Source organism: Labrys sp. KB_33_2, from assembly GCF_052114505.1.
GTDB lineage: Bacteria > Pseudomonadota > Alphaproteobacteria > Rhizobiales > Labraceae > Labrys.
Genome location: NZ_JBFREW010000026.1, coordinates 1 through 13,110, shown reverse-complemented (window position 1 = coordinate 13,110; position 13,110 = coordinate 1). Strand labels below are relative to the sequence as shown.

At 59.6% G+C, this 13,110-nt stretch carries 11 protein-coding genes and 3 pseudogenes; 4 read left to right on the top strand and 10 right to left on the bottom strand.

Annotated features, from left to right (window positions below; genetic code table 11):
* Nucleotides 1–24: 24 nt before the first annotated feature.
* The 9 genes and pseudogenes from AB4037_RS31705 to AB4037_RS31665 all read right to left on the bottom strand — a co-directional run.
* On the bottom strand, nt 25–1,053 hold the full coding sequence (locus tag AB4037_RS31705; protein WP_441774252.1) for a Gfo/Idh/MocA family protein: 1,029 nt from the start codon (nt 1,051–1,053) through the stop codon (nt 25–27).
* Nucleotides 1,053–2,117 carry an ABC transporter permease gene (locus tag AB4037_RS31700; RefSeq protein WP_441774251.1) on the bottom strand — a complete coding sequence of 355 codons (1,065 nt, stop codon included), beginning with the start codon at nt 2,115–2,117 and terminating at the stop codon, nt 1,053–1,055. Before AB4037_RS31700 ends, AB4037_RS31705 begins: the two co-directional genes overlap by 1 nt.
* Complete coding sequence (locus tag AB4037_RS31695; RefSeq protein WP_441774250.1) at nt 2,114–3,694, bottom strand: sugar ABC transporter ATP-binding protein; 1,581 nt, start codon at nt 3,692–3,694, stop codon at nt 2,114–2,116. The genes AB4037_RS31700 and AB4037_RS31695 overlap by 4 nt, the downstream gene beginning before the upstream one ends.
* Entirely contained in the window at nt 3,691–4,350 is a 660-nt protein-coding gene (locus tag AB4037_RS31690; RefSeq protein ID WP_441774249.1) for a DUF2291 family protein, read from the bottom strand. Before AB4037_RS31690 ends, AB4037_RS31695 begins: the two co-directional genes overlap by 4 nt.
* Nucleotides 4,351–4,439: 89 nt before the next feature.
* The gene (locus tag AB4037_RS31685; RefSeq protein WP_441774248.1) at nt 4,440–5,381 is read right to left on the bottom strand and encodes a D-ribose ABC transporter substrate-binding protein; all 942 of its coding nucleotides are present in this window, start codon (nt 5,379–5,381) and stop codon (nt 4,440–4,442) included.
* A gap of 93 nt (nt 5,382–5,474) precedes the next feature.
* Nucleotides 5,475–6,824 (bottom strand): MFS transporter, encoded by a 1,350-nt coding sequence (locus AB4037_RS31680; RefSeq protein ID WP_434961252.1) that lies wholly within the window; start codon nt 6,822–6,824, stop codon nt 5,475–5,477.
* A 143-nt stretch (nt 6,825–6,967) separates the two neighbouring features.
* Nucleotides 6,968–7,795: a phosphogluconate dehydrogenase C-terminal domain-containing protein gene (locus AB4037_RS31675; protein ID WP_441774247.1), complete on the bottom strand. Its 828-nt coding sequence runs from the start codon at nt 7,793–7,795 to the stop codon at nt 6,968–6,970.
* A gap of 409 nt (nt 7,796–8,204) precedes the next feature.
* Nucleotides 8,205–8,958 (bottom strand): annotated as a pseudogene (locus tag AB4037_RS31670) (SDR family oxidoreductase).
* Nucleotides 8,938–9,484: pseudogene (locus AB4037_RS31665) on the bottom strand (IS6 family transposase); the annotation flags it as partial. The pseudogenes AB4037_RS31665 and AB4037_RS31670, both read right to left, overlap by 21 nt.
* 511 nt (nt 9,485–9,995) lie before the next feature.
* On the opposite strand from AB4037_RS31665, the gene AB4037_RS31660 reads away from it, so the two are divergent.
* The 4 genes from AB4037_RS31660 (at nt 9,996) to AB4037_RS31645 (ending at nt 13,006) form a co-directional block, all read left to right on the top strand.
* Entirely contained in the window at nt 9,996–10,415 is a 420-nt protein-coding gene (locus AB4037_RS31660) for a hypothetical protein (RefSeq protein WP_441774246.1), read from the top strand.
* 126 nt (nt 10,416–10,541) lie between these two features.
* The gene (locus AB4037_RS31655; RefSeq protein ID WP_441774245.1) at nt 10,542–10,820 is read left to right on the top strand and encodes a PqqD family protein; all 279 of its coding nucleotides are present in this window, start codon (nt 10,542–10,544) and stop codon (nt 10,818–10,820) included.
* Between the two features lie 500 nt (nt 10,821–11,320).
* A complete protein-coding gene (locus AB4037_RS31650) occupies nt 11,321–12,118 on the top strand; it encodes a hypothetical protein (RefSeq protein WP_441774244.1) in 798 nt (265 codons plus the stop codon).
* A gap of 144 nt (nt 12,119–12,262) precedes the next feature.
* Nucleotides 12,263–13,006 carry a sulfotransferase family protein gene (locus tag AB4037_RS31645; RefSeq protein ID WP_441774243.1) on the top strand — a complete coding sequence of 248 codons (744 nt, stop codon included), beginning with the start codon at nt 12,263–12,265 and terminating at the stop codon, nt 13,004–13,006.
* Here AB4037_RS31645 and AB4037_RS31640 read toward each other — a convergent pair.
* Nucleotides 12,978–13,110 (bottom strand): annotated as a pseudogene (locus AB4037_RS31640) (IS630 family transposase); the annotation flags it as partial. The gene AB4037_RS31645 and the pseudogene AB4037_RS31640 sit on opposite strands and share 29 nt — an antisense overlap.

Below are 13,110 nucleotides of genomic sequence, written 5' to 3'. Positions count from 1 at the left end.
TCGCGCATCAATGGTTGCGCGGCGTCATATCGAGGCCATCTCGATCGTCTGGCCAGTGGACGCGCTGGCATAGGCCGCCTCGACCAGGGCCATCGTTGCGATATTGTCCCGCCCGCAGGTGGAAGGCTCCTTGCCGTTGCGCAGGCAATACAGCCAGTGGCGCTGGATGGCGAGCACGCTCTCCTGAATATTGTGCCAGGGACGCGAGGCCCAGGGCAGCAGAGGCGGCGACAGATCGACCTTCTCCTGCCCGCCAGGCCCGTTCACGACGAGCCGATAGCCTGCGCCGAGCCGCAGCGTACCCGTCGAACCATCGATTTCCACGAGGGTTTCGGGAAAAGGATCGACCGGCAGCCTGGTGGCATAACTGCAATCGACCACCGAGGAGAGACCGCCCTCATGGTCGAGCAGCATCGTCGCGACATCCTCGCCCCTGATGTCGGGATTGACGCGCTGGGTGCGTGCACTCAGCCGCGTCACCTCGCCAAACAGGAAGCGGGCGATGTCGAGGATGTGGATGCCGAGGTCCTCGATGATGAAACGCTTGCCTTCGGCAAGATAAGGCTGGCCGCTGAAAACATCGAAGCCGGAGCGGAAGGAGACGCGCGCCCAGAAGGGCTGGCCAATGACATTGGCGTCGAGGCGAGCCTTGACGGCCTGGATGGCACTTTGCCAGCGGAAATTCTCATGCACCATCAGCGGCACGCCGGCGAGGCGGCAAGCCTCGACCATGGCACGCGCATCCGTGATCGAAAGCGCGAAGGGCTTCTGGCAGATGACGGGAATTCCCATCTTCGCCGCGAGCTCGACGAGCGGGCGATGGCTCGCCACGGTGGTGGCGATATCGACGAAGTCCGGCTTCTCAGCCCGAAGCATCTGCTCGGCATCGCCGTAGCGCCTGTCGATGCCGAAACGCTCACCGGCCTGGGCAAGGCGCACCGGATCGCGATCGCAGAGTGCGACGATGTCGGCTCCTTCGGCGTCGCACCAGGCGTGAAGCTGGTTGATGGCGAAGAAGCCGCAACCAACCAGGGCACCGCGATAGGACGCCATCAGGCCAGCCTCGCCATCTGGCGCAAGGCAACGCGCTGCTGCAGCCGGCGCTGCGCCTGGTCCACCACCACGGCGATGACGATCACCAGGCCCTTGATCACCATCTGCCAGAATTCGCTGACGCCCATCATCACCAGCCCGTCCGAAAGAATGCCGATGACGAAGGCACCGATGATGGTGCCGCCGATGGTGCCGCGGCCACCGGACATCGAGGTGCCCCCGAGTACCGCTGCGGCAATGGCATTGAGTTCGAAGCTTTCACCCGTGGCGGGGTGCGAAGCCATCAATTCAGAGGAAACGACCAGGCCGACGACGGCGGCACAAAAGCCCGAGAACATATAGACGAAGAGCTTCACCCGGTTGACCCGGATGCCCGACAGACCCGCGGCTCGCTCATTGCCGCCAACCGCGAAGATGTGGCGGCCGAGCGGCGTGCAGCGCGCCATATAGGCGGCAACCAGCGCCAACACGGCGAGGATCCAGACCGAGGCCGGCAAGCCGAGGAGACGCCCAGCCCCCAGGATGGCATAGCCCTGCGTGCCGAAATCGGGGCGCCCGACCAGATTGGGGAAGGTTGCGCCATCTGATGAAAGAAGCGCCAGGCCGCGGGCGATGTAGAGCGTTCCGAGCGTCGCAATGAAGGGCGCGACGTTGAGCCTGGTGATCAGCAGCCCATTGACGGCGCCAATCAGGATACCCACCAGCAGTGTGATCGCCATCACCTCATAGATGTTGAAGAAGATGGTGTAGCCGATGCGCAGGTCCAGGCCATTGAGGATCAGCCCGCCGGCGACCATGCCGCACAGGCCCACGATCGATCCGACCGACAGGTCGATGCCGCCGGTGACGATGACGAAGGTCATGCCCATCGCCAGGAACGCGTTCAGCGCCACATGCTTCGACATCAAGATGAGATTGGCGGTGCTCAGGAAGTTCGGCGCCGCCAGCGAAAAGAAGATCAGCACCGCGAAAAGGGCAATGAAGGTGCGCAGCTTCATCAGGTTCAGGGCAAGCGAGCCGTTTCCGGCGGACGGATGGTTCAAGGTGTCCTGCGCGACTGTCATGCCGGCGCTCCGTGATTTGTAGAAGAGGGGGAAGGAACAGGGCCATGGCCGAGCGCGGAGGCGGCCACCACCTTGGCGGCCGTGGCCTCGGCCCGCTCGAAGAGGGCGGTGAGCTTGCCGTTGCTCATCACGGCGATGCGATCGGACAGCGCCATCACCTCGTCGAGGTCGGAAGTCACGAACAGGATGCCGAGGCCGTCGGCGGCGAGCCGCCGCATGGTGCGGAAGACATCGGCCTTGGCGCCGACGTCGATGCCGCGGCTAGGCTCGTCCATCAGCAACACTTTCGGGCCGGTCATCAGCGCCTTGCCGATCACCACCTTCTGCTGATTGCCGCCTGACAGGGAGCTCACCTCCAGTTCGGGATCGGCTACCTTGATCGACAGGTCCCTGACGGCAGCGCGAATGGCGCCCTGCTCGCGGGCTCGCCGGATATGGAAGCCGGCGAGGAAGCGACCGAGGGCCGCCATCGACAGGTTGGCGGCGATCGACAGGATGCTGACCAGCCCTTCGCGCTGGCGGTCTTCCGGGATCAGGGCAAGGCCCCGACGGATGCGCCCCGTCACGTCCTTTTCCGCCACCGGTTTGCCGTCGACGAAGAGGCGGCCGGTGGCGTGGCGGTGGCGTCCCATCACGCATTCGAAGAATTCGCTGCGCCCGGCTCCCATCAATCCGTAGATACCCACGATCTCGCCTTGCCTGACCGACAGGGAGACATGGTCGACGGCGAGTCCGCCACTCACGCGCGGCAGGCAGATATCCTCCGCGCGAAAGACTTCCGGACCGAGCGGGTGATCCTCGGTCTTGGCGAAGTCCTTGGCATCGGAGCCGATCATCTGGTGCACGATCCAGGGCACATCGACATTGGTGATGCGCTCCTGTCCGGTGACGCGGCCATCGCGCAGCACAGTGATGTAGTCCCCGATGCGGATGAGCTCTTCCAGCCGGTGGGAAATGTAGACGATGGCGACGCCACGCGCCTTGAGGTCGGCAATCACACGGAACAGGATCTCGACCTCAGCGGAACTGAGGGCGGAGGTCGGCTCGTCCATGATCAGGATGCGGGCATCTTGCGCCACCGCCTTGGCGATCTCGACCAGCTGCTGCTGGCCGATGCGCAAATCCTCCACCGGCGTGCGGGCATCGATGCCTGCCTCGAGCCGCTCCAGGAATTCGGCGGCGCGGCGCTCCTGAGCGCGATGGTCGATGCCAAAGGGCAGCCGTACGATTTCGCGGGCGGCGAAGATGTTCTCGGCGACCGAGAGATTGCCGAACAGGTTGAGCTCCTGGAACACCATGCCGATGCCATGGGCCACTGCCTCGCCGGCATCCCGGAAGGTGACAGGCTTGCCATCGAGCAGGATGCGCCCGTCGGTGGGTTGCACGACCCCCGCTATGATCTTCATCAGCGTGGACTTGCCGGCGCCATTCTCGCCGACGAGCACGTTCACGGCGCCGCGCCGCACATCGAAATCGGCATGCCTGACGGCAACCGTCCCGGAATAGACCTTCGACACGCCCTCAAGGCGCAGCACCACGTCGTCATCGGGCGTCGCAGGGTGGCCCTCCCCCGTCATGACGCTGCCCCGAGGCTCAGTTCGGCGGGCGTTACCAGCGGCGGCTTGCCGCCCGGCTCGAACACATAGGCACCGAGCACCGTCACGGAGCGGCCGACCAGGTGCTCGCGCGGCAGGGCCTGCAGTACGTCCGCGTTGACCCTGGCGTTGAAGGCCTTGCCGAACTGGGCGTATTCGATCTGGTTCGTGAAGGCGTTGAAGGACACGAAATCCAGGCTGTCGCGCAGCGTCGTGCCGCGCAGGGCCGGACCGATCTGCACCACCATGTCGGCCTTGCCGTCCCTGTCGACATCGACGTCGATGGTGGCGGCGCGCGAACCGGTGTTCGCCGCGACGATGCGGCCTTCGGCCTTGACCACATAGGCCCAGGGCACGGTGCCTTCCTTGGCACGATAGCCGTATTTCTGCCCGGCCTCGTCCGCGTTCCTCGCGACCAGGTCGCGGACGACGGCAAAGTCGCCCGCCTTCGCCGTGAGATAGGGCAACACCTTGGCTGACCAGATCGCATCGACAGCCTTGTCCGGGTCGAAGACGGGTCCTGCGCCCGAAGCGCCGGTCTGTCGGGCGGCCTCAACCTCGACGGTCGGCACGATCTTGCATGCTGCAAGGGCGAGCGCCATGGCGGCGATCATCAGCCTGTTGGCAAGCCTGGGCATGGATTTTGGCTCCGGCCTCGGTTGTCGGGATCAGGAACAGGCCCGGGACGCCCCCAGCGAGGCAGCCCCGGGCATCTTTCATCGCAGCGTCAATTTGCCAGCGCGAAGGTTTCGAGCTTGCCGGCATTGTCGGGCGTGATCAGCACGCAATCCATCAGCTGCTTTTCCTGCGCGGGGCCCTTCTTGGTCTTGATGAAAGTGTCGGCCTGCTCGACGGCGGTCTGGGCCTGGAGATAGGCAGGCTGCAGGACCGTAGCCTTGATGCCGCCCTGCTTGATGGAGTCGCGCACATCGTTGGACCCATCGAAGCCGACCACAATCACATCCTTGCGGCCAGCGGCCTGCAGCGCGGCGATCGCCCCCATCGCCATGGTGTCGTTGCCGGAGATCACGCCCTTGATGTCGGGATTGGCCTGCAGAATGGTCTCCATCTTGCTGTAGGCCTCGGTCTGGCTCCAATTGGCGGACTGGCGCGCAACCATCTTGAGGTCGGGATAGTCGTCGATGACGTCGTGATAGCCCTTGGAGCGGATGCCGGCATTGGTGTCGGCCTCCCTGCCGACCAGTTCGACATAATTGCCCTTCTCGCCCATCAGCTTGACAAACTCCTGCGCGCCGGCCTGGGCGCCCTGATAGTTGTTCGAGACGATCTGGGCGACGGCGATGCCGGCCACATTGATCTCGCGGTCGATCAGGAAGGAGGGCACGCCGGCGTCCTTGGCCTTCTGCACGGCGGCCACTGTGGCGGCGGCACCGGCATTGTCGAGAATGATGGCCTTGGCGCCGCGAGCGATGGCGGTGTCGATCAACTGCGACTGCTTGTTGGCGTCGTCGTCATGCACCAGCACCAGCGTGTCGTAGCCGAGCGCCTTCGCCTTGACCTCGGCGCCCTGCGCTTCCGCCTTGAAGAAGGGGTTATCGTGCGAGGGCGTGATGATGGCGATGAGGTCGGCGGCCAGGGCCGTGCCCATCGCCGCCGATGCCATCACGCCGGCAAGCGCTGCGCCCAGTAAAAGTCGTTTCAAGCTCATGTCGTCCTCCCATTTGTCTGTCGACGGTTCAGTCCGCGATGGCCGCCGGTTGTATCCGGCGGGTCTTTCTTGGCTATCGGTGCGAATACGCCCTCATGGCTTGAGGGGTGCGTAGGCCTGCGAGACCTCTCCGCCCTTCCTGATCTCCCGTCCAACGAGGAAGGCGAGGATGGCCGAGAGCAGCATGAAGGCTCCCACGATGATCATCGGGGCCTGGTAGAGGCCGGTGTAGTCCTTGACCGCGCCGGTGACATAGGGTGCGGCAAAGCCGGCCACATTGCCGATGGTATTGATGAGGGCGATGCCGGCGGCTGCCGCCGCGCCCGACAGGAAACGCCCTGGAAGGGACCAGAAATTCGGCAGGGCCGAGAAGATGGCGCAGGCCGTTACGGTGATGCAGGCAATCGTGGTCTCAGGCGATGGCATGTAGAGGGCCAACGGAATGCTGATCGCGCCGATCAGGGCCGGAATACCGATATGCCAGGCCCGAACCCCGCGCCTGGTCGCATCCCGGCTCCACAGATAGAGCGCGATGGCCGCGGGAAGGTAGGGAACGGCAATGACCAACCCGGCCTGAAAGACCGTGAATTTGGTGGCAAACTTCGCCTCGAAGCCGGAAACGATGGTGGGCAGGAAGAAGGCCAGCGCGTAGAGGCCATAGATCATGCCGAAATAGATGAACGCCAGCATCCAGACCCGGCCGCTCGACAGGGCCGCTGCGATCGAGCCGTTGTGCGGCTCGCGCTTGGTGCTGTCCTCACGGGCGAGTTCGCCGGTGAGCCAGGCCTTCTCCTCCGGGCTGAGCCACTTCGCGTCCCTGGGTGAATCCGGCAGATAGAACCAGGTGACGATGCCGACCAGGACGGCCGGGATCGAGACGCCGAAGAACATGATGCGCCAGCCCTCGAGGCCGAAAAAGCCATGGGCCTGGATCAGGGAGGAAGCCAGCGGCGCGCCGATCACGGTCGTCATCGGCTGCGCGATGTAGAAAAGGGCGAGGATGTTGGCCCGGTGGCGGGCCGGCACCCAGGTGCTGAGATAGAGGATCGCGCCCGGGAAGAAGCCAGCTTCGGCAATGCCCAGCAGGAAGCGCAGGACATAGAGCTCGGTGACCCCGCTGACCCAGGTGAACAGCAGTGAAACGATGCCCCAGGTCACCATGATGCGGGCAAGCCAGCGGCGGCCGCCGAATTTGTGCAGGGCCAGGTTGCTGGGAATTTCGAGCAGGATATAGCCGATGAAGAAGATGCCGGCGGCAAACCCGAATTGAGTGGCTGTGAGCCCCAGATCCGTCGTCAGGCCGTGCGGACCGGCAAAGGAAATCGCGGTCCGATCGAGGAAATTGATGAAGAACATCAGCCCGAGGAACGGCGCCAGGCGCCAGGTGGCCTTACGGATGGCCGATGTTTCGATAGAACTGATCGCGAGGGTATTCGGACTCATTTTTCCTCCCCATGAGGCCAGGCGTCCCCTCCTGTTTGTTCTTTTGTGGAGGACGCCGACGTTTGGCTGCTCGACTGCTCGTCGAAAAGCTCGGTCGAATGCAGCAGCCGCCACCAAAGGTGACGGCTGCTGCAGGGTCTTGTTCAGGTGATGCGGCGAATGCTGTCGGCGATCTCGTTCGGCTCGAAGACGCGCTTCCAGTCGTCCCGCATCAGGGCCGGCTTGCCGAAGGCGATGGCCTTGTTGCAGGCATCGGAGAACACGCCCTTGACCTCGTCGAAGATCACGGCGCCGAGCACGTTCATGTGGCCGAGCAGGAAGTCGCGAGCTGCCTGGTGCGGTACACCCCGGGCCACGACTTCGTCCATGGCCTCCCGCATCACCACCAGAAGGGTTGCGCAAACGGTCTCCGACAGGCCCGGCTCCAGCAACGCCATCTGCTCGACGGTGACACGATGGGAACGCATGACCGGCGCCCAGATCACCTTGGCGACCTCCTCGCCGATCGCATAGGCGCTCTCCGGGCCCTGCATCAGGGCGCTGACGATATGCTGCTTGGCAGCGATTCCGCCGAAATGGTCCTTCTTGGCGGCCATCTCCGTCTCGTCGTTGAAGATCGGAGGATGACAGGGGTGGGTGACGAAATAGGTCAGGTCCGGGCGATCGGGCAGATGTCCGGCAAAAGGTGCGGCAGCGTCGAGCACCACCACCATGGTACCGGGCTTGAGCTTGTCGACGATGCCGCCGGCCACCTTGCCGATCAGCGTATCAGGCACGGCGAGGATGACGACATCGGCGCCTTCCAGAGCCGCATCCGGCGCTACGCTGTCAAGGCCGAGACCGGTCTTGAGGCGCTCCTGGCCTGCTGCGCTCACTTCGACATGCCGGACCTCGAAGCTCGACGCTTTGAGGTTGCTGGCCAGCCGGTAGCCCATTTTTCCGCCGGCGCCAAAGAGCGCGATCGTCGTCATGCAGATTTCCTCCCGAGTTCGGGTGGCTTATAGATCTACTGGTATGATGAGTCAATCATCACTTGTAGCATGATACGATATCTAAATTTCCTTTTCGGCCGAGATCCATGGACCTCGCCCGGCGCTGCCGACATGGCGGCGGCTTCCCTGCATGCAGAGGCGCCGCAATAAAGTGTATTTTCTGCTGCATTATCAATATGTAGGAGGAATTTCGTTATCTCGGGGGCAAGCGCCCGTGGACAGCCGAGTGCATGGCCTCCGGCAAAGCCGAAAGATTTTCGTTGTCATCGATGGAGCATATTTCGGACGTGGCAGGAGTGGTTGCATCGGCGCAAAGATCGCCGAGACTCTTGATCATAGAGCAACCGCCAGGAAGCCCGCATCGGCATGAGCGTCGTGCGCCGGATGCTCAGGGGTGTTGCTGGACGCAGAGGCCGCCGTCGACGGTCAGGCAGACCGCGTTCATGAAAGGACATTCGTCGGAAATCATGAAGAGCGCGACAAGCGCGATTTCCTCAGGCGTGGCGATGCGCCCGCCCGGGTGCAGCTTCAGCGTCTCCGCCTTGGCGGCCTCGGGATCGGGGAAGCTGTTCCAGTAGTCCATCACCTACTGGGTCGAGACATAACCGGGCTCGCGCGCGTTCACCCGCACATTGCGGCCGGCATATTCCAGTGCCAGCGACTTGGTCATGCCGAGCAACGCGTGCTTTGCCAGGGGATAGGGGAAGGTATGGGGAATGATGGTGAGGGCGTGTGTCGAGGCAATATTGAGAATGACGCCACCGCCGCCGGCGATCATTCCTGGCAGGACCGCCTTGCAATTCCAGGCTCCTTTGAGATTGACGTCGAAGCATCGCTGCCACTCTTCGTTCGTCGTCTGCAATGGCTCGGCGAAAACGTTGATGCCGACATTATTGACGAGTGCGTTGATCTCGCCGATCGCCGACGCCGCCTGTGAAACGGCCTGTGAATGCCTGGCTTGTCGGTGATGTCGATGGCCGGTAGGCGATGGGCGCCCCCTGCCCCGCCAGTTCGTCACCGACACCGGCAAGCAGCTTCTCGTCCCGATCAAGGAGGAAAACGCCAGCCCCTTCGCGCACGAAGGCGCGAACCATCGCCAGCCCAATGCCTTGGGCGGCCCCCTGTTCAATCCTGTTGTTCATATATTGGCTCTTGTGGATGCGGATCCCCTTCAATGCTCGGTGCGATCGATCCTGCAAACGGCTCTCGGCATCGCAAGAGATAATCGCTTCCCGGTTGGCCTGGCTCCCGTCGATTGCGATACGATCGGGTCGACCATGGCGCTGCACGCGCCTTGCGCAGAAAGCGCTTTGCCGCCAGCAGATCACGGTGCTGGCTGAACCAGAATTCAACGGCGTCGCCGACGCTGTCGATGGCGCGATAAAGGTACATCCACTGACAGCGGAGCGTGATAGAGGTCTTGCTGCTCCGCGCTGCCTTCGGCTCGTCCATGTGCCACTTGCTTCCGACCTGCCGTTTCCGATGGTTGAACCGCTGCAGCAACGCAGGCGAAAAATGAACGACCCAGCGGTGGATTGTTGAATGGTCGACGCTGATGCCGCGCTCGGCCATCATCTCCTTCAGATCCCGCAAGCTCAAGCCATGGGTCAGATACCGTCGCACGCATAGCAGGATCCCAGAGCGATCGAAATGGCGGCCTTTGAACATGAAACACGCTCCGAAAATGGAGTTGGCCTCATGGCATCAGAGAGTTTCCAGAAAGTTTGCAACACGACCAGCAGGTCACCACGTGCGCCTGTGTCACTTCTCGAAATAGATGCGACTCGATCGAAACAGCCGCGACCCGATCCGAGCAAGGATTCGCGGCCTTTGCCTAGGGGCGGCGCGCCCACCGGCAACCTCGAAAGAGGGCTCAGGCAACAAAACATCATGCCAAGCAACTGAGCCCATTTTGGCGAATTGCCGTCCAGGCCCCAGCAGTTCAATCCTTTCAAGCGCGGCCGCGCTTAGGGCGCACGATCTGCAACTGGAATATCTCGAACTCGATCTGCGCTCGGATCTGCATGGCGCCGCCGCGCACGACCACGAAGTCGTCCCCCAAACACCACGATCCGTCATTTAGACGGGCCTCACGAGATATTGCAAAATCCAGGGATTTTGAGAAATATATGTCTTGTCATGCCTAGGTAAGAAAATTAGGCTTCCGTAGGGGGAATCGATGCCACGACTTCATTTTATCGCCTACCTGTTTGGATGCTTGTTGTGTTCTATTGGCACCGCTTCGGCCGAACCCCAGCTTAAGCGTTTCGTCTATACCGGTGTTTTTAGTTCCGGATCTGGTATGGCTGGCTCGGCCGTGGAAAAGGATGGACGGTCGATCTGCTTTCTTGAGGCTGACATCCCGGCCAAGGCGAGCGCTCAGAGACATTGCTCGCATAACGAAACCTGCGAAATCGTCGCGACGATCCGCGTAGATGGCGACGGGCGCGTGGTTGAACGGGTATTGTCCATCAACGGGCGTGCGGTGCCTAATGCTGAGGCCGGCCTGAATAAAGGCGATGCGTCCACGACAGATCAAGCCGACGAGCAAAGCTGTCCGGCCAGGGCTTTCAAAGCTTTTGCGGAAAAAAGTTCATAAGCCGCATTACTGGCTAGAGGAGCCGCCCATATAAGTTGGGTTCATCGATATCGTGACTGTGAATAACTGATTTTGCAGATCTGTACGTCGCCGACGAAGCTTGACGACCAATAATAGGAGGGTTGCGTGACACGAGAAAATTCAAGATTCTATAAGAAAGCTTTGGGTTTCGAATGCAGGAATACGCCTGATGGGTATGTAATTTACGGTGAGGACGGCGAATATATCCATTTTTTAAATATTTCTGCTGCCATCGTATTTGAGCTTTGCGATGGGAAACACAGTGATGATGATATTGTTGAGTACTTTCAAAAATCGTTTGGCCTAAAAACCAAGCCGAGCGCAGATATCGAGGCCTGCCTCGTATCTCTAGCTCGTGAGGGTTTAATTATATCCTTTCCTTAAGGGCGGTGTGTTGCAGCCTCATGCGATGTGATTTACGGGTACGTGGGCCGTATTTACTCTCATCCAGTGCAGCGCCACTCTGTCGCAACCGGAGTCTATCGGCTTACGTTGCAATATATTGCCACCCCTTTAAGCCACTGCGCCTTCCGATCTAGTATTTTTAACGAAAGATCAGAGTGAAATTTGGTATAAAATATCGAAGAAACGATCTATCGTGAGGATATACAATCGATGTGATAGTACAATATCAATGGAACAAGATTATATATTGTGATTATTTTCTTCGTCTGGAGAAATAATCACATGTTAACACTTTTGGATAGCCCAATATACGCGCGGGTCGACCGATCGACTTGATCTTGCAGGTCGGAATGAGCCATGGAGGGGAGCAAGTCGCCAGTCTCCTCTCCGAGACAGGACTTCCAAGGGCTACGCGCATTAGCCGGGCGCGCAAAGATCATCGCAGCATATTTCGTCTATCCTAGCATTGGTGCAAAAACGTGACATCGACCTTCGCAACGGCTACCGCAGAGGACGCAACGAGCCGTCCATCCGTCCTAATATTGACGCCGATCAAGAATGCCCGTGCTCATCTGGATGGGTATGTCCAACGTATCGAGCGATTGGATTGGCCCAAAGACAGTTTATCGATCGGCTTCCTCGAAAGTGATAGCTTGGATAGGACCTGGGAAGCTCTTCTTGGATTTGAATCTGTGTTTCAACTCCGCGCTGCCGCGGTGACGATGGTCAAGCGAGATTTCGGTTTCCGAATTCCGACAGGAGTGCCGAGATGGGCTCCTGAAATCCAGAAATTTAGACGCTGCATCCTGGCACGAGCTCGCAATCAACTGCTCTTTCGTGCACTCCGCAACGAGGAGTGGGTTTTGTGGCTCGATGCCGACGTCATAGATTTTCCTGAAGATATAATTCAACAATTGTTAGCTACGCAATTTGAGATCGTCCATCCGCATTGCGTGAAGAAGCGAGGGGGTCCGAGTTTCGATTTAAACGCCTGGTGCGACCACGGCACTAAAACGATGGATAGTCTGCGAGACCGGGACGTCGTTCGCCTAGATGCAGTTGGAGGAACGATGCTTCTCGTTAAAGCAGACCTACATCGCGACGGATTGATCTTTCCACCGTTTCCTTACGGTGTCGCCAATCCGAGGATCCGGCCCCGCCATCCCTATTGGGGCCAAGGAGAGATTGAAACTGAGGGCCTGGGGATAATGGCGCTGGACATGAATGCGCAGTGCTGGGGGCTTCCGCAGGTTGAAATCATACATGCAAACGAATAACCGAAGTAGCCGCGACGTCGGGATGTGCCAAATTTGCCGCTAGCAAAGCTGTCGTATTCTCACAAAATTTATGGCTCCCTAAGTCTGCGGGCGCAATACACTGAGTAGTTGGGGCGGACTGAAAATATAAGCGGATGAGAGACTGTGCAACGTATTGATAAAAAAATCGTTTTCATTGGAGGAGTACACAGAAGTGGAACAACCTTGCTCCATAGCATCCTGCGCTCTCATCCGATGATTAGCGGTTTTGAGAGCACCGGCGCATCGCACGATGAAGGGCAACATCTGCAAACTGTATATCCGATTGATCAGGAGCTCGGCGGTGTGGGAAATTTCGGATTTTACACGGGCTCGGCGATGGACGAAAGTCATTCTCTAGCAAATCCGATTGATGCCGAACGGTTGTGGCAGCAATGGGGAATTCATTGGGATTCATCGAGGCCATTGTTCGTAGAGAAGTCGCCAGCAAATCTGATCCGGACGCGTTATCTGCAATATTGCTTTCCCAATTCGCGGTTCTTGATTATTTTACGCCATCCTATCGCGACTTCATATGCCCTTAGGCAGCGAGGTTGGAACACTAAACCTGTTCCTTGGCTTATCGAACACGCTTTGGTATGCTATGAGCGGTTTCTACGGGATCGATCTCATTTGCGTCATTATTATGTTTTGCATTATGAAGATCTGATTGACAATCCAAAGTTACATCTAAATAGAATCTTTTCTTGGTTGGATGTGTCTTCTATTGATCTGAGGCAAAGCGTTCATACCGGGATCAATAAACGCTATTTCGACAACTGGAAACGCGATATGTCAGGCTTGTCAATTGGCACCGAGCGGCTTCTAGCGCATCGGACATTTAATCGTACGCATATCCAGCGGCGTTAAGATAGTTCCAGCATTCTTTTGGGCTGAAGAGATCGCAGATATCGCCGATTGCGTTCCAGAGTTGTTCGAAAGTTCGAGCGGCAGCCGCCCTCAGATGGGCTTTG